17 protein-coding genes are annotated in these 19,271 nt (G+C 68.3%); 8 read left to right on the top strand and 9 right to left on the bottom strand.

Going from position 1 to position 19,271, the window contains the following annotated elements; all coding sequences use genetic code 11:
- Positions 1-6 precede the first annotated feature (6 nt).
- The 6 genes from metG to GKZ92_RS07085 all read right to left on the bottom strand — a co-directional run bounded on the left by metG (position 7) and on the right by GKZ92_RS07085 (position 7,168).
- Positions 7-1,596: a methionine--tRNA ligase gene (gene metG / locus GKZ92_RS07060; protein ID WP_035750344.1), complete on the bottom strand. Its 1,590-nt coding sequence runs from the start codon at positions 1,594-1,596 to the stop codon at positions 7-9.
- 58 nt (positions 1,597-1,654) lie between these two features.
- The gene (locus GKZ92_RS07065) at positions 1,655-2,635 is read right to left on the bottom strand and encodes a HEAT repeat domain-containing protein (RefSeq protein ID WP_035750346.1); all 981 of its coding nucleotides are present in this window, start codon (positions 2,633-2,635) and stop codon (positions 1,655-1,657) included.
- Positions 2,629-3,285 carry a HEAT repeat domain-containing protein gene (locus tag GKZ92_RS07070; RefSeq protein WP_035750348.1) on the bottom strand — a complete coding sequence of 219 codons (657 nt, stop codon included), beginning with the start codon at positions 3,283-3,285 and terminating at the stop codon, positions 2,629-2,631. Before GKZ92_RS07070 ends, GKZ92_RS07065 begins: the two co-directional genes overlap by 7 nt.
- An 82-nt stretch (positions 3,286-3,367) precedes the next feature.
- Positions 3,368-5,719, bottom strand: coding sequence for a glycoside hydrolase family 65 protein (locus GKZ92_RS07075; RefSeq protein ID WP_035750352.1), 2,352 nt, complete (start codon positions 5,717-5,719; stop codon positions 3,368-3,370).
- A complete protein-coding gene (locus tag GKZ92_RS07080; protein WP_035750865.1) occupies positions 5,716-6,438 on the bottom strand; it encodes an HAD family hydrolase in 723 nt (240 codons plus the stop codon). Before GKZ92_RS07080 ends, GKZ92_RS07075 begins: the two co-directional genes overlap by 4 nt.
- Positions 6,439-6,496: 58 nt before the next feature.
- Positions 6,497-7,168 carry a GntR family transcriptional regulator gene (locus tag GKZ92_RS07085; protein WP_262338886.1) on the bottom strand — a complete coding sequence of 224 codons (672 nt, stop codon included), beginning with the start codon at positions 7,166-7,168 and terminating at the stop codon, positions 6,497-6,499.
- Between the two features lie 163 nt (positions 7,169-7,331).
- On the opposite strand from GKZ92_RS07085, the gene GKZ92_RS07090 reads away from it, so the two are divergent.
- The 4 genes from GKZ92_RS07090 (at position 7,332) to rsmA (ending at position 11,307) form a co-directional block, all read left to right on the top strand.
- Positions 7,332-8,171: a PhzF family phenazine biosynthesis protein gene (locus tag GKZ92_RS07090; protein WP_035750354.1), complete on the top strand. Its 840-nt coding sequence runs from the start codon at positions 7,332-7,334 to the stop codon at positions 8,169-8,171.
- 41 nt (positions 8,172-8,212) lie between these two features.
- The gene (locus tag GKZ92_RS07095; RefSeq protein WP_035750356.1) at positions 8,213-9,139 is read left to right on the top strand and encodes a TatD family hydrolase; all 927 of its coding nucleotides are present in this window, start codon (positions 8,213-8,215) and stop codon (positions 9,137-9,139) included.
- 153 nt (positions 9,140-9,292) lie between these two features.
- Complete coding sequence (locus GKZ92_RS07100; RefSeq protein WP_187346474.1) at positions 9,293-10,441, top strand: resuscitation-promoting factor; 1,149 nt, start codon at positions 9,293-9,295, stop codon at positions 10,439-10,441.
- Positions 10,405-11,307: a 16S rRNA (adenine(1518)-N(6)/adenine(1519)-N(6))-dimethyltransferase RsmA gene (gene rsmA, locus GKZ92_RS07105; protein WP_035750359.1), complete on the top strand. Its 903-nt coding sequence runs from the start codon at positions 10,405-10,407 to the stop codon at positions 11,305-11,307. Before GKZ92_RS07100 ends, rsmA begins: the two co-directional genes overlap by 37 nt.
- 143 nt (positions 11,308-11,450) lie before the next feature.
- Here rsmA and GKZ92_RS07110 read toward each other — a convergent pair whose 3' ends face one another.
- Positions 11,451-12,443, bottom strand: coding sequence for an LLM class F420-dependent oxidoreductase (locus GKZ92_RS07110; RefSeq protein WP_155225151.1), 993 nt, complete (start codon positions 12,441-12,443; stop codon positions 11,451-11,453).
- Between the two features lie 109 nt (positions 12,444-12,552).
- Here GKZ92_RS07110 and GKZ92_RS07115 point away from each other — a divergent pair, with 109 nt between their 5' ends.
- Genes GKZ92_RS07115 through GKZ92_RS07125 form a run of 3 tightly spaced genes read left to right on the top strand, consistent with a single transcriptional unit; the run spans position 12,553 to position 15,432 of the window.
- The gene (locus GKZ92_RS07115; RefSeq protein ID WP_035750868.1) at positions 12,553-13,221 is read left to right on the top strand and encodes an HAD family hydrolase; all 669 of its coding nucleotides are present in this window, start codon (positions 12,553-12,555) and stop codon (positions 13,219-13,221) included.
- A 59-nt stretch (positions 13,222-13,280) separates the two neighbouring features.
- On the top strand, positions 13,281-14,231 hold the full coding sequence (locus GKZ92_RS07120) for a 4-(cytidine 5'-diphospho)-2-C-methyl-D-erythritol kinase (RefSeq protein WP_006357868.1): 951 nt from the start codon (positions 13,281-13,283) through the stop codon (positions 14,229-14,231).
- A 55-nt stretch (positions 14,232-14,286) separates the two neighbouring features.
- Positions 14,287-15,432, top strand: a complete 1,146-nt coding sequence (locus GKZ92_RS07125; protein WP_414538642.1) for an alpha/beta fold hydrolase — start codon at positions 14,287-14,289, stop codon at positions 15,430-15,432.
- A gap of 14 nt (positions 15,433-15,446) precedes the next feature.
- Here the strand turns inward: GKZ92_RS07125 and GKZ92_RS07130 are convergent, their stop codons facing one another.
- Both GKZ92_RS07130 and GKZ92_RS07135 read right to left on the bottom strand, forming a co-directional pair.
- Entirely contained in the window at positions 15,447-17,252 is a 1,806-nt protein-coding gene (locus GKZ92_RS07130; RefSeq protein ID WP_006357870.1) for an ABC-F family ATP-binding cassette domain-containing protein, read from the bottom strand.
- 32 nt (positions 17,253-17,284) lie between these two features.
- Entirely contained in the window at positions 17,285-18,169 is an 885-nt protein-coding gene (locus tag GKZ92_RS07135; protein ID WP_006357871.1) for an SGNH/GDSL hydrolase family protein, read from the bottom strand.
- 178 nt (positions 18,170-18,347) lie between these two features.
- Between GKZ92_RS07135 and GKZ92_RS07140 the strand changes: the two genes are divergently transcribed.
- Positions 18,348-19,232 carry a type IV toxin-antitoxin system AbiEi family antitoxin domain-containing protein gene (locus tag GKZ92_RS07140; protein ID WP_006357872.1) on the top strand — a complete coding sequence of 295 codons (885 nt, stop codon included), beginning with the start codon at positions 18,348-18,350 and terminating at the stop codon, positions 19,230-19,232.
- Positions 19,233-19,271 lie beyond the last annotated feature (39 nt).

Raw genomic sequence — 19,271 nt, forward strand, 5'->3', positions numbered from 1 at the left:
GGTCGGTCAGTTCTCGTAACGCGGGAACACGGGTGACGGCTTCGGCAGCGCGGTTCCCGCCGCCAGGCGGGTGGCGACGGCGCTGAACTGACGGTCGTCGCCGACCGCGAGCAGGTCGAGGATCTTGTTGGACGACTCCGGCATCACCGGCTGACTCAGCACCGCGACGATGCGCACGACCTCGGCGCACACGTAGAGCACGGTGCCGGTGCGGTCGAGGTCGGTCTTCGCGAGCTTCCACGGCTCCTGCGCGGAGATGTACCGGTTGGTCTCTGCCAGCGTCGACCACAGTGCCTCGAGCCCGAGGTGGATGGCCTGGTTGTCGAAGTGCTCGCGGACGGTGCCGAGCAGCGAGTCGGCCCGGTCCAGCAGGGCCTTGTCGGTGTCGGTCAGATCGGCGACCGCTGGGACCACGCCGTCGAAGTACTTGCCGATCATCGACAGGGTGCGCTGGGCGAGGTTGCCGAACTCGTTGGACAGGTCGGCGTTGATGCGCGACACGATCGCCTCGGCGGAGTACGAGCCGTCCTGGCCGTAGGACACCTCGCGCAGGAAGAAGTAGCGCACCGGGTCGAGGCCGAACTCGTCGATGAGGTTCTCCGGGTCGACGACGTTGCCGACCGACTTGGACATCTTCTCACCCTTGTTGAACAGGAAGCCGTGCGCGAACACCCGCTTGGGCAGTTCGACGCCCGCGCTCATCAGGAACGCCGGCCAGTACACGCAGTGGAACCGGATGATGTCCTTGCCGATGATGTGCAGGTCGGCGGGCCAGAAACGCTCGAAGGTCACCGCGTCGTCGGGGAAGCCGACACCGGTGAGGTAGTTGGTCAGCGCGTCCACCCACACGTACATGACGTGCTCGGGATGGTCGGGGACCGGGACACCCCAGTCGAACGTCGTGCGCGACACCGACAGGTCGGTCAGCCCGCCCTTGACGAAGCTGATGACCTCGTTGCGGCGGACGTCGGGACCGATGAAGTCGGGCTGCGCCTCGTACAGCTCGAGGAGCTTGTCCTGGTAGGCCGAGAGCCGGAAGAAGTAGGTCTCCTCCTCGGTCCAGGTCACCACGTGTCCGGTGTCGGAGGCGACGCGCTCGCCGGCGTCGTTGATCTCGGTGTCGGCCTCGGCGTAGAAGGTCTCGTCGCGCACGTCGTACCAGCCGGAGTACTTGTCGAGGTAGATGTCACCGCGGTCGCTCATCCGCTTCCACAGTTCCTCCGACGCCCTCTTGTGGTCCTCGTCGGAGGTACGGATGAAACGGTCGAAGCTCGAGCCCAGGCGTTCCTGCAACGACTGGAAGCGGTCGGAGTTCCGGTTGGCGAGCTCGGCGGTGGGGATGCCCTCGGCCTGCGCGGTCTGCTGCATCTTCTGCCCGTGGACGTCCGTGCCGGTCAGGAACCGGACGTCGAATCCGTCGAGTCGCTTGAACCGTGCGAGAGCATCGGCGGAGATGTACTCGTAGGCGTGCCCGATGTGCGGTGCGCCGTTGGGATACGCGATCGCGGTGGTGAGGTAGTACGGCCGCCCCGCGCCGTACGAGGTGCCGTCCTCGGCCGGGCCGGACAGATCAGGGCTGGTCAGATCGGGTGCCATAGTGCTCCACAGAGTACCGACCGGCAGCCGCCGACAGCCAATCGCGGGTCGGCCCCGCTCACCGGGATCGGAACGGCCCGATCGCCCGCGCGGTACGGGCGACCGTCTCGTCGGCATCGTCGGCCAGCTCGGTCAGGGTCCTCGACGCCGCATCGCCGGTGATCTCCGCCAGTGCCTGGACCAGGCGCAGCCGTACCGACGGGTCCGGATCGGTGCCGAGGCGGTCCACGAGCCGGGCGACGATCCCGCCGTTGTCGTCCTGCGTCGCCAGGATCTCGGCGGCCTCGACATCGCGGTCCCCGGCGGCGACGAGTTCGACGAGGACGTCCACCGCGGTGTCGACGCCGCGACGGCCGAGGGTGAGGGCGACCGTTCGCCGGACCCCGGGGTCGGGGTCGGTCAACGACGCCTCGAGCACCGCGGTGGCCCGAGCGTCGTCGATCGCGGTGAGTGCGGTGGTCACGCGTCGCCGCACCGTCGCGTCGCCATCGGTCAGCCGGGCGGCGAGCTGGTCGAGCGCTCCCGGAGTCTGCGCCAGCGCCCAGCGGAGCGCGCCGGCGACGTTCTCGTCGGATTCGGCGAGCAGGGCGTCGGTCAGCGCCTCGGCGGACAGTCCGGCCTCGCCTGCTCGCAGCGCCGCGCGCTGGCGGTGGGCGGGGTGTTCGGAGTGCACCGCACGGAGCAGGCCGACCACGTCGAGCACGGCCGGCCAGTCGTCGGCGCCGGTCACCCGGATCTGTTGCAGTCGATTCAGCAACCGGGCGTCGGCGGCCATCCGATCCCTGGTGTCCTGGATCAGCTTCTCCATCAACGCGTCCGGCGCAAAGGACGGATCGTCGAGGGCGCGGCCGACGTCGCGCAGCGACAACCCCAGCGACCGCAGGCTTTCCACGTGCAGCAGACGTTCGATGTCGGCGTCGGAGTACTCGCGGTAACCGCCCGTCGTGCGGCCGGTCGGCCGGACGAGGCCGAGCGCGTCGTAGTGACGCAGCATCCGGGTGCTGACACCCGAACGCCGCGCCACCTCGCCGATCAGCACGGCGGACTCGAATCCTCCACGGACGCGCCGATTTTCGTCATCCGCGTGGCATGCTCGAGCGCAGCGGCGAAGTCGCTGTCCGGGTCGTCGAGGAGTCGCGCGGTGGCCTCGGCATGCGCACGGACCCTGGGCTCTCGATGGCGACGAGCCGTGGTGAGTGCCTCGAGGGACGCCTCACCCAGGGCGGCCAGCGCCCGACTCAGGCTGCGCTGCATTTCGATCGGGCCTCGCCCGAGTTCCCGGGCCAGTTCGCCCGCGAGTGCCGGCTCCTCGCCCGACGGGACGAGGGCCACTGCGGCGCGCCATGCGGTCCGGGCGACCTCGGGATCGGCGTCGTGCAGCAGATCTGTGGTGACGGCCGGCCACGCGGACCGGTCGCCGACCTTCGACAGCGTGTGCAGCGCCTGGCTGCGGGCCTGCGGCAGGTCCGAGACCAGCTCGCCGACGAGCCGCGGCACCGTCACCTCCGCAGGAAGCCTGGTCAGCGCCCATGTCAGCATGTCCCGGACGAAGAAGTCTTCTTCGACGCCGCAGCGCGCGATCAGATCGCCGGTCAGAAGCGGGTCCGGCTGGGTGCCCGCCGCCAGCGCCGCACGCAGACGCGTCGACGGGTCGGGTGCGTACAGTGCGGCCGTGATCGTCTGGGTCATCGTCAACACCTCCTCGCACCCACTACAGACCCTGTCACAGTGTGAAGGTCAAGAAGGGTGACGACGAGGTGTCGAGGTCTGCTCAGATCTCGCGGCGGTAGGGCTCGCAACCGGGAGGCGCTTTGGGCGGTTCCCGATACTCGAGGTCGGGGATCTTCATGCTCACCGGTGCCGACGTGAGGGTGAACTTCTCGCCGTGGTGCGAGAGGTCGATCGGCGGTCCGGACAGCAAACGGTAGGTGGCGTGTTCCTTGTCCACCGCGACCACGAACTTCGACTCCCGCACGATCATGCGGAACGACATGTACGTCAACCGGCTCGGCAACCGCGGTGCGAAGGTGATCTGCCCGCCGAAGTCACGCATGCCGCCGAAACCGGCGACACAGTCGGTCCACGCGCCGGCGAGCGCGGCGATGTGCAGGCCGCTGTTGACGTTGTTGTGCAGGTCGTGAAGATCGGTGAACACCGACTCGGCCAACAGGTCGTAGGCGAGGTCGAGGTAGCCGACCTCGGCCGCGGTGACCGCCTCACAGCACGCCGACAGCGACGAGTCGCGCACGGTGATCGGGTAGTAGTAGTCGAAGTTGCGGAGCTTCTGTTCGGCGGTGAACGAATCGCCGAACAAGTAGGTCGCATAGACCAGGTCGGCCTGCTTGACGACCTGTTTGCGGTAGAGGTCGTAATACGGATAGTTCAAGAGCAACGGGTAGCGACCGACTGAGGACTCGAAATCCCAAGCGCCGAGGAGCGTGAAGGACTCGCACTGCTGATGCACCCCGAGTGCCTCGTCATAGGGGATCGACATGTCGTCCGCGCACGATTCCCAGTGTGCTGCTTCGGCTGTCGTCACCCCGAACTGTTCGGCGAGGTCGGGGCGGCGGTGGACCGCCGCCACCGCGTCGCGTAGGTTCTGCTGCGCTGCGAGGTTGGTGAAGACGTTGTTGTTGACCACCGCCGTGTATTCGTCCGGCCCGGTCACGCCGTCGATCCGGAACTTGCCGTTGACGTCGTGGTGTCCGAGGCCGGCGAACAACCGGGCGGTCTCCACGAGAAGTTCGACGCCGCACTCGGTTTCGAACTGTTCGTCGTCGGTGGCGCGCAGGTAGCGGGCGGTGGCGTTGGCGATGTCGGCGGACACGTGCACACCGGCCGTGCCCGCGGGCCAGTAACCCGAACACTCGTCGCCGTTGATCGACCGCCACGGGAACATCGCACCGCGCTGGCCGAGTTCGGCGGCGCGGGCCTTCGCCTTGTCCATGGTGGCGTGACGCCAGCGGAGCTCCTCGCCGGCCGCGGCGGGCACCGTGTAGGTGAGCATCGGCAGGATGAAACTCTCGGTGTCCCAGAAGGTGTGGCCGTCGTAACCGGGACCGGTGAGTCCCTTGGCCGGGATCGCGCGGGACTGCCCGCGGGCGCCGGCCTGCAGGACGTGGAACAGGGCGAACCGAACCGCCTGCTGGAGTTCGGGATCGCCGTCGAGCTCGATGTCGGCGTCGCGCCAGAAGTCCTCGAGGTAGCGGACCTGATCGGCCTTGAGCGAGTCCCAGCCGGTCTCCATCGCCATCGCCAGCGCCGCGTCGACCTGTGCGCGCAGCGCCGGGACCGAGCGTCGGGCCGACCAGCCGTAACCCATGTACTTGGTGAGGGTCAGGCTCTTGCCCTTCGGCACGTTCGCCGCGATGGTGAGGCGGGCGAGGTCGCCGTCGGCGCGGATGAAGGTGTCGGCCTTGTCCGGGAAGTAGATCTCGTGATCCATGCCGGCGGCGATGTGCAGACCGGACTGCTTGGTGTGGTGGACCAGCATGCCCCAGTAGTTGCGGCAGGTCGCGAGGTCCGACACCAGCGGGGCGTCGAGTGCGGCGGCGAGACGCGGGTCGTTCCCGGGGGCCGGGACCGGCTCGTTGGCCAGGAGGTCGGACTGCAGGACGAGTTTCATGTCCTCGTCGACGGGTTCCACCTCGTAGCGGATGGCCGCGATGGTGCGCTTGGTGAACGAGACGAGACGTTCGGACTTGATGCGCACGGTGCGCCCGGTCGGGGACGTCCAGAGGGTGTGGCGACGCAGTGTGCCGGTGCGGAAGTCGAGTGTCCGTTCGTGTTCTTCGGTACGGCCGTACCGGAGGTCCATCGGCTCGTCCTCGACGAGCAGGCGGATGATTTTGCCGTCGGTCACGTTCACGACCGTTTGGCCCGATTCCGGGTAGCCGTAACCGCTCTCCGCGTAGGGGAGACCGCGCAACTCGTAGAAGCCGTTGAGGTAGGTACCCGGATGATCGACCGGTTCACCCTCCTCGAAGGTGCCGCGTAAACCGATGTGCCCGTTGGACAACGCGAACAACGTTTCGGTGCGGCCGAGCATGTCGAGGTCGACTCCGCCGCTCCACTTCAGCTGCCACGGGTGGATCTCGAACCCGTGTGCCTTGTCCGCGCTCATGCGGGCAGCAATTCGTCGAGATCGTTGACGACGATGTCGGCGCCGGCGGCGCGCATCGCCTCGGCCTGACCCCCGCCGACACGATCTATGCCCACGACGTAGCCGAATTTGCCTGCGCTACCGGCCCGTACGCCGGAGATGGCGTCCTCGAAGACCGCGGCCGCAGCGGGTTCGACGCCCATCAGTTCGGCTCCCAGGAGATAGGAGTCGGGAGCGGGTTTGCCGTTGAGGCCACGCGCGGCGATCTCGAGACCGTCGACGCGGACCTCGACGAATCCCGACAGGTCGGCAGCTTCGAGCACTGGTCCTCCATTCTTCGACGACGTCACGACCGCGATGCGCAGACCGGCATCGCGTGCCGCGTTGAGGTACCGCACCGAACCGGGGTAGGCATGACCTCCGTCTTCGGCGAGGCTGACGAGGAACATGTCGTTCTTGCCGTTCCCGATCGCGGCCACGGTCGCGGGGTCGACGTCGGTGATCCCGCGCGACGCCAGGAAGGCCCGTACCCCGTCCTCGCGGGGACGCCCGTCGACATAGTCGAGGTAGTCCTGGTCGGTGAACTCCACGAAGCCGGGCGCGTCCACGCCGCCCGCGCGATCGGCGAGGAAGGCGTCGAACGTCTTCTTCCAAGCCTTGCGGTGGAGTACCGCGGTTTCGGTGAGGACCCCGTCGAGATCGAAGAGCGCGACAGTGATCACTTCTGGCAATCCCAACACGATCCGCAACGCTACCCGCCTGAGTCGGGTAAGGCGCGATGAAGCGCGATAGCGCGCGTCAGGCGGAGCTGACCGACTGGGCTCCTGTTGCCGGCGAACGACCGTCGTCCCAGAAACCGATGGATTCCAGCTGTGCGATCAGGCGGTCGCGTGCGTCCTCGAAGGCGGAGACGATCTCGGCCTTGATGCCGGCGGTGTCGCCCTCGCGCAGCAGTTCGATGAGTCGCCGGTGGCTGGCCGCGGCGGACAGGCCCCACTCCGTGTCGCTCGAATACAGCTGCAGCGGATTGTATTTGCTGGCCGAGTACTGGAACCAGGCGAGTTTCTTGCTCTCGGCCATCAGGTGCACCTTGCGGTGGAAGGCGAACTCCGCGGACAGCACCTGGTCGGCTCGCCCGGAGTCGACGGCAGTCTCGAGGTCGTCGACGAGCGCAGCCAGTTCGCCAAGATGTTCGTCCAGATGCGGGTTCTGGGCGGCATGACTCGCGAGGCGTGCGGAGAGTTCGGCCTGCATCCAGAAGGTGTCGACGATGTCGCCACGGGTGAGCGTCTCGACGATGAAGCCGCGGTGCAGGGACTGCTTGACGAGTCCCTCGCCGCGGAGGGTCGCGAGCGCCTCGCGGACCGGGGTGACGCTGCACCCGAGTACCGATGCGGTCTCGTCGAGCCGGACGAAGTCGCCCGGCCGCAGGACACCGGTCATGATGCGCGTGCGCAGGTAGTCGGCCACCTCGACGGCCAGCTGTGTCCTGTGTAGTGGTCCCGGGGGGCATCGATCGTTCCGTCCGTTCGCGTCGCTCAATCGACCTTAACCGGCGCGGGACCCTACTGGCCGGTCCACTTCGCCGGAAATCCCGTGGCCGGTGCGTGAACCCCGATGAGACGATGGCGACATGACTCGTCGTTTCGCTCAGGTCGATGTGTTCTCGTCCACCGGCACCGAGGGCAATCCCGTGGCGGTGGTCGTCGATGGCGGTGGTCCCGGTGCTCCCATCGCGGAGGACCGGATGGCGGCCTTCGCGCGTTGGACCAACCTCTCGGAGACCACCTTCGTGCTGCCGCCGACCGATCCGGCCGCCGACTACAAACTGCGGATCTTCACGCCGGGCGGGGAGCTGCCGTTCGCCGGCCACCCGACGCTGGGGTCCGCGCATGCGTGGCTGACCTCGGGTGGACGGCCGAAGGGTGAGGACATCGTGCAGGAATGCGGCGTCGGACTCGTCCGTATCCGCCGATCGGGCCCACGGCTGGCCTTCGCGGCGCCGCCGCTGCGCCGGTCGGGGCCGGTCGATTCCGACACCGTCGACGAGGTCGTGGCGGCGCTCGGTGTCGATCCCGGGGAGGTGCTCGCGGCGGAATGGGTCGACAACGGTCCCGAGTGGATGGTGATCCAGCTGGGATCGGGGGAGCGGGTGCTCGAGGTCCGCCCCGACATCCCCGCCCTCGGCCACCACGAGGTCGGCCTGCTCGGTCTCTACTCGTCGGGCGACGTCTTCGCCGAGGTCCGCGCCTTCGTCCCGGGCATCGGCGTTCCCGAGGACCCGGTCACCGGCAGCCTCAACGCGGGGATCGCGACCTGGCTCCGATCAACCGGGCAGGCGCCGGAGAGTTATGTCGCCGCCCAGGGTGCGGCAATCGGTCGCGCCGGTCGCGTCCACGTCCACGACGACGGGGAGAACATCTGGGTCGGTGGCGACACCGCGACCGTGATCGAGGGCACAGTCGCGCTGTAGTCCGGCACGAGACGTCCGCGGTCTGTGCCAAGGTGATTGCCATGAGCGACGCCAGCGACGCCGCAGCCGGACCCCCGACCGGAGCCACCGCCGACGCTCCTGCCGAGACCCTGAGCAACAAGGCGGCCAAGAAGCGCCGCCGGCGCGAGCCGCCGCCGGATCCGACGCCGTTGCCGGGCCTCGTCGACGCCCACACCCACCTCGCGGCGTGCGGCGGGCGGGATGCCCAGTCGGTCCGCGCCATCCTCGACCACGCGCAGGCGGTCGGCGTCGACCAGATGGTGACTGTTGCCGACGACATGGTCGACGCCCGCTGGGCGGTCGCCGCGGCGGAGTGGGACGACCGGGTCTATGCGGCCGTCGCACTGCATCCGATGCATGCGGGCGACCTGAACGGCGAGACCGCCGCCGAACTCGAGCAGATGGTCCGTCATCCGCGGGTCGTCGCGGTGGGTGAGACGGGACTGGACTACTACTGGCCGGGTAAGTCCGACGACTGCGCGTCGCCGGAGGTCCAGCACGAGACGTTCCGGTGGCACATCGATCTCGCGAAGCGGGTCGGCAAGCCGCTGATGATCCACAACCGGGAGGCCGACCGGGATCTGCTGGACATCCTGGCCGCCGAAGGTGCCCCCGAGACCGTGATCATGCATTGCTTCTCCGGTGACCGGAACGTTGCCCGAGAATGCGTCGACCGCGGGTACATCCTGAGCTTTGCCGGGACTGTGAGCTTCGCCAATGCCGACGAACTGCGCGTCGCGGCCGAATTGGTGCCCGACGAACAGATCCTGGTAGAGACCGACGCGCCGTTCCTGACGCCGCATCCCTACCGTGGCCAGCCGAATCAGTCGTACTGCCTGCCCTACACGGCGCGGGCGATCGCCGAGGTCAGAGGGGTGCCCGAAGAGGAGATGGCCCGTCTGTTAGGCATCAATGCGCGACGCGCCTACAACATCCCTTTGCCATAATCTGGCCGGTTCGTTATCGTACTGTGATCCCGCTCGGCCAGAGCGATACATCCGGCTCTCAGCGGTTCACGCTTGCGATGCTCACGCATCCCGAACAGCTCGGATGGTCTTCCGGTCGCGGCGGCGCCTTGTTCCCGACCAGATTGTTGTGCCTTGCCTTCTCTGCCTCCCTCAGTCTCGCCCACGTCGGTCTTCTCCAAGATCAACGGGACCGATTCCCTGCGTGCCCGCCTGGCGGTGGGAGCCGTCTGCGCGACCGTCGCCGCCGGTGGTGTCATGGGCGTCGCGATGCACAAGACCGTCACCATCGACGTCGACGGGCAGACTCGTCAGGTCTCCACGATGGCGATGTCGGTGGAGAGCCTGCTCGAGTCCGAGGGTCTCGCCCCGGCCGACGGTGACAAGGTCAACCCGTCGCTCGACTCCGGTTTCGGCGAGGGCCAGACCATCAAGGTCAACCGTCTGAAGAAGCTCACCCTCGACATCGAGGGCAAGCGCGAGACCATCATCACCAACGCGTCCACCGTGGACCAGCTGCTCGAGGAGCGGGGCCTGGAGCACGCCGCCGAGGAAGCCGACTTCGGCACCGAGGAACTGCCCGTCGACGGCGGCAAGATCGACGTCGCGCTCCCCAAGCCGGTGCAACTGGTCGACGGTCCGGCCAAGAAGCGCCCGGTGGTCGCCGCCCACACCGTCAAGGACCTCCTGGAGGCACTCGGTACGCCGCTCGGCGCCGAGGACAAGGTCGTCCCGGCCGCCGACACCGAGGTCACCCCGGACCTGAAGATCATCGTCACGCGCATCAAGACCGAGGACGTCACCGTCACCGAGCCGGTCGCCCCGCCGGAGGTCAAGAAGGAAGATCCCACCCTCGTCCGCGACCGCAAGGTCGTCGAGAAGAAGGGCACCCCCGGTGAGGCGCGGGTGACGTATAAGGTCACCAAGGTGAACGGACGAGTCGTGAAGCGCGACAAGTTGACGAGCGAGGTGCTCAGCGAGCCCGTCGCCGCCACCGTCCGCATCGGCACCAAGCCGGGAGCGCCGTTCGTCCCGCCGGGCTCCGTCTGGGACGCCCTCGCGCAGTGCGAGGCCACCGGGAACTGGGCCATCAACACCGGCAACGGGTTCTACGGCGGCGTCCAGTTCGACCAGAACACCTGGGAGCGCTGGGGCGGTCTCGAGTACGCACCGCGCGCCGACCTCGCCACCCGCGAAGAGCAGATCGCGATCGCCAAGAAGACCCAGGCCGCGCAGGGCTGGGGCGCATGGCCGTCGTGCACGTCCAAGTTGGGCCTGCGCTGAACGACGACACGCCAGGCGACGCACCGCGACTGCTCGGACCCGCGCAGATCCGCGAGCTCGCCGCCGAGGTCGGTGTCCGGCCGACCAAGACACTGGGCCAGAACTTCGTCCATGACGCGAACACCGTGCGCCGGATCGTCACGGCCTCCGGCGTCGGTTCCCAGGACGTCGTCCTCGAGGTCGGCCCCGGACTCGGGTCGCTGACCCTCGCCCTTCTCGGCACGGCCGGCCGGGTCGTCGCGATCGAAATCGATCCGATTCTGGCGCAACGGATTCCGCAGACCGTCGCTGAGTACGCACCGGCGCAGAGCGCCGACTTCGACGTCGTGCTCGCCGACGCCCTGCAGGTGACCCGCGACGACCTGCCCGTCGTGCCGACGGCTCTCGTCGCCAACCTCCCCTACAACGTCTCGGTCCCAGTCCTGCTGCACCTGCTCGGACTGTTCCCCGAGATCGCGACCGCCCTGGTGATGGTCCAGGCGGAAGTGGCCGACCGGCTCGCCGCACCGCCCGGCAGCCGCACCTACGGCGTACCGAGTGTGAAGGCCCGCTACCACGGCCGTGTGACTCGCGCGGGCGCGGTGGGGCGCAACGTGTTCTGGCCCGAACCCAAGGTCGAGTCCGGACTCGTGCGCATCGAGCGCACCGACGACTATCCGATCGACCCGGTGTTCCGGCAGACGGTGTTCGCCGTGATCGACGCGGCATTCGCGCAGCGCCGCAAGACGATGCGGTCGGCACTGGCCGGCTGGGCGGGCTCCCCGGCCGAGGCAGAGCGCCGGTTGCGCGCCGCCGACATCGATCCCGGCATCCGCGGTGAGAAACTCGACGTCGACGACTTCGTGCGGTTGGCCCGCACCGTCTGACGGATCGCTCCGGTCGACTTCGACCCCGACCGCCAGACTTCGATCGACGTCTGTCGGTCGAGATGAGGTTCGGCAGTAGGGAATCCGGTCCCACTCCAGCCGCCTGAGGTGCGAGGAGCGCTTGAGCTCTCGGCGCGCAGTTATCAGCTCGGCGCCGCGCGCAGCTTCTCCAGCAGTTCCGGGGCGGCGTCCCGCAGGAAATCGTCCTGCGTCTCGCCACCGATCTGCACGAGCGCGACGTCGGTGAACCCGGCCTCCCAGAAGGGCTTCACGGCGTCGACGATCTGATCGAGGTCGGGACCGCACGGGATGTTGGCGGCCACGTCGTCGGGGGTGACGTACTGGGTCGCGGCCGCGAAGCCCGCGGTGGTGCGGAGGTCGGCGTTGACATCCCAGCCGCCGGCGAACCACCGGAACTGGTCGTGGGCCCGTTCGACGGCGGCATCGCGGTCCGGGTCCCAGCTGATCGGGATCTGCCCGATGGCACGCGTGCTCTTGCCGTCGATCGTCCCCGTGGCCGCCTGCGCGTTCCAGGAGGAGACCAGGTCGGCGTTCGGTTCGACCGCGATCAGATGGTCGGCCAGCGGACCGAAGGTCTCGATCCCGGCGTCGCCGGCCACCGCGACGCCGATCGGCACGGGCTGCTCGGGGAGATCCCAGATGCGCGCGGCATCGACCTGGAAGAACTCGCCACGGAAGTCGACGAGGTCGCCCGTGTGCAGTTTGCGGATGATCTCGATGGCCTCGGCGAGCATGTCCTGGCGGTCGGTGACCGCGGGCCAGCCCGCACCGACGACGTGCTCGTTGAGGTTCTCGCCCGAACCCAGGCCGAGGGTGAAGCGGCCGTCGGCGAGGATCTGCAGGGTCGCGGCCTTCTGCGCGATGATGGCCGGGTGGTAGCGGATCGTCGGGCAGGTCACGTAGGTCATCAGCTCGACGCGTTCGGTCGCGTGGGCCACCGCGCCCAGGACCGACCACGCGTACGGGGCGTGCCCCTGCGAGGACAGCCATGGGAAGTAGTGGTCGCTGGACACCTCGAAATCGAAGCCGGCGCCCTCGGCGCTGATGGCAAAGCGGACGAGGTCCTTGGGGCCGGCCTGCTCGGTCATCAGGGTGTACCCGAATCGGGTTGTCATCAGATCTCCTCTGCGGGTCTCTCGTCGAGATCGGTCGCTCCGGTGTAGCCAGCGAGCCGTTCGGGTAAACGGACGGCTCGCAGTGCTCCGACCCGGAAAGCAGGTGCAGATGACCCAGGCCAACGAGAGCGGATCTGTTGACACCGTGTTGCTCGACGTCGACGGGACACTGATCGACTCGACGTATCTCCACGCGCTCGCCTGGATGCAGGCCTTCACCGCGCACGATCTCACCCCGCAGTGGTGGGAGGTCCACCGCGCCATCGGAATGGGTGGCGACCGCCTCGTCGGCGAGATCTGCGGCGACGAGGTCGAGGAGTCGCTGGGCGACACGCTGCGCGACGACTGGGAGCGCCACTATCGGAAGCTGGTACCCGACGTCCGACCGTTGCCCGGTGCCGTCGACTTCGTCCGGGGCCTGCTCGATGCCGGTTATCGGGTGGCGCTGGCATCGTCGGGGAAGGCCGAATTCACCGATGCCGCACTGGAAGTGATGGGCTTCGAGCGGGACGACCTGGCGGCGGTCACCTCGTCGGACGATGCGGACGATTCGAAACCCGCACCCGACATTCTCGAAGTGGCGCTGACGGAGGCCGGCGGCGGCCGGGCGATCGTGGTCGGGGACACGGTGTGGGATGTCGCCTCCGCACATCGGCTCCCCGCCGAGTGTGTCGCGGTCCGGTCCGGGGGATTCGCCGAGGCCGAGCTCCGCGATGCCGGGGCCGTCCTGGTCGTCGACCACGTCGGTGAACTCGCGCGCCGCGGATGGCGGCCCTGAGATCGCCGCGGAGCAGCCCTGAGCGCGTATCCGTATCGGCCCGACTAGTCTGACTCACTGTGTCGCGAACGTCGCTGTCGGTGGTTACCGACTCGGTCACCGCGCGCGCCCCGTCGAAGGTGAACCTCCACCTGGGTGTGGGCCCGCGCCGGGATGACGGGTACCACGATCTGGTCACCGTGTTCCAAGCGCTCTCGTTGCACGACGACATCCGGGTCGCGCGTGCCAACGAGCTGTCCGTGACAGTTCGTGGTGAGGGCGCCGGTTCGGTGCCCGCCGACGCCTCCAACCTCGCGGCCCGTGCGGCTCAGGCCCTGGCCGGGTGGGCGGACCGTGCGGGGTACGTCGCGATCGGGATCGAGAAGACGATCCCGGTCGCCGGGGGCATGGCGGGCGGCAGCGCGGATGCGGCCGGGGCTCTCGTGGCGCTCGCGCATCTGTGGAAGCTCGACATCTCGCGTGACGAACTCGCCGAGATCGCAGCCGGTCTCGGGAGCGACGTCCCGTTCGCCCTCCACGGCAACACGGCGCTGGGCACCGGCCGCGGTGAGCAGCTGATGCAGGTGCTCTCCCGCGGCGAGTTCCACTGGGTGCTCGCCCTCGCGCGCGAGGGTTTGTCGACGCCCGCGGTGTACAAGGAGCTGGACCGGTTGCGCGACACCAGGTCTGGTGACGTCGACGAGGAGGGCGACTTCCTGCGTTCCCCCGACGACCTGATGCAGGCGCTCGCCTCCGGTGATCCCCGCGCGGTGGCACCGTTGCTGCACAACGACCTCCAACCGGCCGCGCTGAGTCTGCAGCCGACGCTGCGTCGCACGCTGCGTGCCGGGGTGGACGCGGGTGCCCTCAACGGGATCGTGTCGGGATCGGGCCCGACGTGTGCGTTCCTGTGTGCGGACGAGCAATCCGCGGTGAACGTCGCCGCCGAGCTGTCGGGAGCGGGCGTCGCGCGCGCGGTCCGCACCGCGAGTGGTCCCGCACCGGGAACCCGCGTCCTCGGCACGGACTGAGACCGGCACAACTCCCTGACCTCGTCTTCTCGGGCGAGTCACTACAGTAGTGCGGGTGCTCCGCAGACTCCTGACCGCCGTGTTGACGTTTTTCGTCGCCGTGCTCGTCGGCCTCGGGTCGTTCGTATCGACGCCGCTGTCGTCGGCCGCGGCCCCCGACAACGGATTCGTCTTCGCCACCACCGACGTCTCCGACGATCAGCTCCCGTCGGCAGCGGCTGCCGGCACCCGTCTGACCTATGCGACGCGGGATCAGCGTGGACGTCCGGCGATGGCGACCGGTGTCTTCTGGGTCCCGCGCGGCACACCGCCGGCCGGGGGATGGCCGGTGGTCTCCTGGGCACACGGCACCGTCGGTATCGCCGACGATTGTGCGCCCACGAAGCACCGGCTGGGGGACGGGGTCGAAGCACCCGTGCGGGCCGCGCTCGACGCCGGTTACGCGGTGACCGCCACCGACTATGCCGGACTCGGATCGGCCGGGGAGACCGACTATCTCGGCGGTGCCGCCGCGGCGTACTCGGTCATCGACATGATCCGCGCTGCACGGTCGGTCGACGCCGCGCTCGGCGATTCCTGGGTGTCGGTCGGACATTCCCAGGGTGGCCACGCGGCTCTGCATGCGGCGCACCGTCAACCGGCGTATGCCCCGGAGCTCCCGGTCAAGGGTGCGGTCGCGATCGCCCCGGTGTCGTCTCTGGAGAACCTGTTCGGTCTCTTCGGACCCCGGATTCCAGGACTCGGTGCCCTCAACGTCCTGAGCGCGCCGTTCCTCTACACCCTTGCGGGCCTCGACCATTCGCAGCCGGAATTGAAGATCGAAGACTTTCTCACCGACAGCGGCAAACGGTTCCTGGACCGGTCCCGCGCCCGCTGCAACGGTGACGTCGTCGCCGCGCTGCGGTCGGTGTCGCCGGGATCGCTTGTCGCGTCGTCGTTCACCGAGGATCAGAGGTTCCGTGACGCGCTGCGTGCCTATGCCGAGGTCCCGACCGCCGGCTACCCGGCCAAGGTCACCATCGCCCACGGCATCCTCGACCCGGTCCTGCCGTATCCGCTGAGCCGTTCGCTGCGGTCGGCGATGGAGCGCAACGGCACGAGCGTCGACCTGAAGACCTATGCCCGCGCCGACCACAGCAGCGTCGTCGACGGGTCACTGCCCGATGTCATGGCGGCCGTCCGAGAGGCCTTCGGTCGTTAGGCGGGTTCGGCTGATCACTCGAGGGCTTCGCCGAGCTCCATCCAGCGTTCCTCGATCTCGGCGAGTTCGGACTCCATCTCCCGGATGCGTTCGGTCTCGGCGGCCAGACCCTGATAGTCGGACTGGTCGTGGTCGGCGAGAGCGGTGCGGGCCTCGTCGATCTTGCTGTGCAGCTTGTCGATCCGGCGCTCCAGTGCCGCCAGCTCCTTGTTCGCTGCCCGCAGTTCCGCGCCGCTGAGTGCAGAGGTGGATTCGCTCGACGAGCCGCTTGAGCCCGACGGCGTCGCGGACGCAGATTCCTTCTGCTGTGCTGCACGGAGTTTCAGGAACTCGTCGACACCGCCGGGGAGATGGCGCAGCTTGCCGTGCATCACGGCGAACTGCTGATCGGTGACACGCTCGAGGAAGTACCGGTCGTGCGACACGACGATGAGGGTGCCGGGCCAGGAGTCCAGGAGATCCTCGAGGGCGGCCAACATGTCGGTGTCGAGGTCGTTGGTCGGCTCGTCGAGGATCAGCACGTTCGGGGCATCGAGCAGGATGAGCAGCAACTGCAGACGACGCTTCTGACCACCGGACAGGTCCTTGACCGGGGTGGACAGCTGGGCACTGTCGAAGCCGAGGCGTTCGAGCAGCTGCGAGGGGGAGAGCTCCTGCGCCTTCGAGCCGGAGCCGAAGGTGTAGGTGGTCTGGAGGTCGGCGATCACCTTCCGGACCGGGTCGTCGAGGAAGCGGTCGAGGTCGTCGAGGCGCTGGGTGAGGGTGGCGACCTTGACGGTCTTGCCGCGCTTGACCTTTCCGCCGGTCGCTTCGACCGTGCCCGCGATGAGCCCGAGCAGCGTCGACTTTCCTGCACCGTTCACCCCGAGGATGCCGGTCCGTTCACCCGGGGCGAGGCGCCATTCGACTCCGTCGAGGACGTCGCGGTCGCCGTAGGAGACCGACACGTCGAGGAGGTCGACGACATCCTTGCCGAGGCGTGCGGTGGCCAGCGACTGGAGGGCGACCTTGTCGCGGACGGGCGGGACGTCGGCGATGAGGGCGTTGGCCGCGTCGATGCGGAACTTCGGCTTGGAGGTGCGGGCCGGTGCGCCGCGGCGCAGCCACGCGAGTTCTTTCCGTGCCAGGTTCTGCCGCCGCGCCTCGATGGTCGCGGCCTGCCGGTCACGTTCCACACGCTGGAGGATGTAGGCGGCGTATCCGCCTTCGAACGGTTCGACGATCCGGTCGTGCACCTCCCAGGTGACCGTGCAGACCTCGTCGAGGAACCAGCGGTCGTGGGTGACGACCAGCAGTCCGCCGGCGTTGGCGGGCCAGCGGCGCTTGAGGTGGTCGGCGAGCCACGTGATGGCCTCGACGTCGAGGTGGTTGGTCGGCTCGTCGAGCGCGAGGACGTCGTGTTCGCCGGCCAGGAGCCGGGCGAGTGACACGCGGCGGCGCTGACCGCCGGACAGGGAACCCGTCGTGGCATTCCAGTCGACGTCGCCGAGCAGTCCACCGATCACGTCGCGGACCTTCGCGTCGCCTGCCCATTCGTGTTCGGGACGGTCGCCGACGACGGCGTGTCCGACGGTCTCGTCGTCGTCGAAGCGGTCGACCTGGTCCAGGACGCCGACGCGCACCCCGCCGCGCACCGTGACGCGGCCGGAGTCGGGTTGCTTGCGGCCCGCGAGCATCGCCAGCAGGCTCGACTTGCCGTCGCCGTTGCGCCCGACGATGCCGATCCGGTCGCCCTCGTTGACGCCGAGGGACACCGAGTCGAAGACCTTGGTCGTCGGGTATTCCAGACCTAGGGTTTCCGCGCCGAGAAGATGAGCCACGCCGACCAGGTTAGTGACCGGTCATGTGCGAGCTACCGGCGGATCGCGCCGTTGATCATCATGGCGATCGCGAATGCTCCCGCCTGGTTGACGTGATAGGGCATCGCGATCCGGTTCGACAGCGCGCTCTCGTACCAGGGCGTGATCAGATTGCACGGATCGTGCCCGAGCGACCCGCGATTGGCGTCGACGAAACGGCCCTCGACCTTGGTCGTCGCGCGCAGCAGGGCGTCGTTGGCGCGGTGGAACACCTGCCGCATCCACCGGGCGTCGGGATCGCTGAGCGGGATCAGCGGCCAGCAACCGCTGTTGCCGATGAACCCGCCGAGGCCGACGACGATGATCTGTGCGCGGGGTGCCTTCTTGCGGATCGCCCGCAGCGCCGGGGTGACGCGGTCCTCCATGCGCTGCACGCGCCACCGGACCTCGTTCTCGAGGCGCGGATTGTTCCGGCAGCGTCGGTCGGTGAGCGGCTGGCGGATCTTGCACTGCGAGAGGATCGCGGCCCACTGCATGTCGTTGCCGCCGATGCTGACGGTGATGAGCTGCGCATCGCGGGGAACCAGGTTCAGCTGGGCCGTCTTCGCCCCGCGCGGGGTGTGCTGCGCGGCGCGATAGAGATGCGCGGACTGCGCCCCGGCACACGAGATGTCGACGAAGCGCCGCGGCAGCGTCATCGCCGCCACGTACTTCGGATAGTTGAGCGCCGACCGTTTGCAGCCGTCGAAGTAGCCCGGAGTCGGTGTGAAGAACCCGCCCGACGCGCGCGAGTCGCCCATGGCGATGTACGGGCCGCCGGTGTAGCGGGCGGGCGCCGCCTGCGCGGGGGATGCCGTTGCGGCCACCAGTGCTGTCACGAATGCGGTGATCAAGACCGCCGCCAGCAGACGTACCCCGCGCTTAGACTCCCGCACCAACTGTTTCCCGCACTTTCCCACGTCCCGACCCACTGCTTCGCTCAGCGAATATTAAGGCAAGCAGATCACGCCCGTACGCAGAGTGCGTCATTGGTGCTGCCTCTCGGCACTGATTTCGCATTATGTGGGGACGGCGTTACTTCGGAACCAGCAACGGCCCATATGCGTCCAACGAAGCATGGTGATACCGACGGCGCTCCGCACCCTCGCCCTCGCCCATGACGGCTTGGTCACCGTCGACGAGGCTCACGAGCACGGCCTGAGCAACGGCGCGATCGCGCGTCGGGTGAAGTCCGGGGAGTGGGTTCGTGAGGCGCACGGGCTCTACCGCCTGGCTGATCATCCGGTCACCAACCGCTCCCGAACCCGGGTCGCGACGTTGTCGGTGTCTCAGGACGCGGTACTCAGCGGGCTGGCAGCGGCCTGGTGGCACGGTGTGGCGACCAAGCGGCCCGCCGTCGTCACGGTCACCGGTCCCAAGAGTTGGAAGGGCACGGCAGTGAAGGGCAGAAAGGTCATCCGGCGAACCCTGAGCGGCGCGGACGTCGTCGTTCACAAGGGCCTTCGCGTGACGGCGCTTCCACTGTCCGTCCTCGAGGGCGCTGTCGAAGACAGCATGGACGTGATCGATCGGGCACTCCAGCGCGAGAAGGTGACGGTCGAGGCGTTGGTCGCGGTGTATCAACGTCGACGCAAGTGCCAGGGCGCTGCCGAGATGGGAAAGATGCTCGTCCTGGTCGGGTCGGGTGCCCGATCTGCTGCGGAGCGACTCGCCGTCGACGTGTTCGAGGAGCACCGCATCACCGGGTGGGTCGCCAATCATCCCGCCGCAGGCTACGTCATCGACTTTGCCTTCCTTGCCGAGAAGGTGGCCGTCGAGATCGACGGGATGGCCTACCACCGCGACACTGAGGTCTTCCAATCCGACCGCACCCGACGCAACGTCCTGATCACCGCCGGGTGGACGGTTCTCAACTTCACCTGGGCGGACCTGCTGGAGAAGCCGGGGTACGTTGCGGCGCAGGTCGAATACGCTCTACGCCAAACACAGAGTGCGGGATGAGTGCTGGAATCCAGCACTCATCCCGCACTCTGGGCGAGA

Origin of the sequence: Gordonia sp. 135 (assembly GCF_009720185.1) — a bacterium.
Taxonomy (GTDB): Bacteria; Actinomycetota; Actinomycetes; order Mycobacteriales; family Mycobacteriaceae; genus Gordonia; species Gordonia alkanivorans.

Coding starts and splice junctions, on each gene's coding strand:
- GKZ92_RS07110 (WP_155225151.1), bottom strand. CDS start 12,443: ATGACAACCCGATTCGGGTACACCCTGATGACCGAGCAGGCCGGCCCC.
- GKZ92_RS07140 (WP_006357872.1), top strand. CDS start 18,348: ATGGTGATACCGACGGCGCTCCGCACCCTCGCCCTCGCCCATGACGGC.
- GKZ92_RS07095 (WP_035750356.1), top strand. CDS start 8,213: ATGAGCGACGCCAGCGACGCCGCAGCCGGACCCCCGACCGGAGCCACC.
- metG (WP_035750344.1), bottom strand. CDS start 1,596: ATGGCACCCGATCTGACCAGCCCTGATCTGTCCGGCCCGGCCGAGGAC.
- GKZ92_RS07070 (WP_035750348.1), bottom strand. CDS start 3,285: ATGACCCAGACGATCACGGCCGCACTGTACGCACCCGACCCGTCGACG.
- GKZ92_RS07075 (WP_035750352.1), bottom strand. CDS start 5,719: ATGAGCGCGGACAAGGCACACGGGTTCGAGATCCACCCGTGGCAGCTG.
- GKZ92_RS07115 (WP_035750868.1), top strand. CDS start 12,553: ATGACCCAGGCCAACGAGAGCGGATCTGTTGACACCGTGTTGCTCGAC.
- rsmA (WP_035750359.1), top strand. CDS start 10,405: ATGGCCGTCGTGCACGTCCAAGTTGGGCCTGCGCTGAACGACGACACG.
- GKZ92_RS07090 (WP_035750354.1), top strand. CDS start 7,332: ATGACTCGTCGTTTCGCTCAGGTCGATGTGTTCTCGTCCACCGGCACC.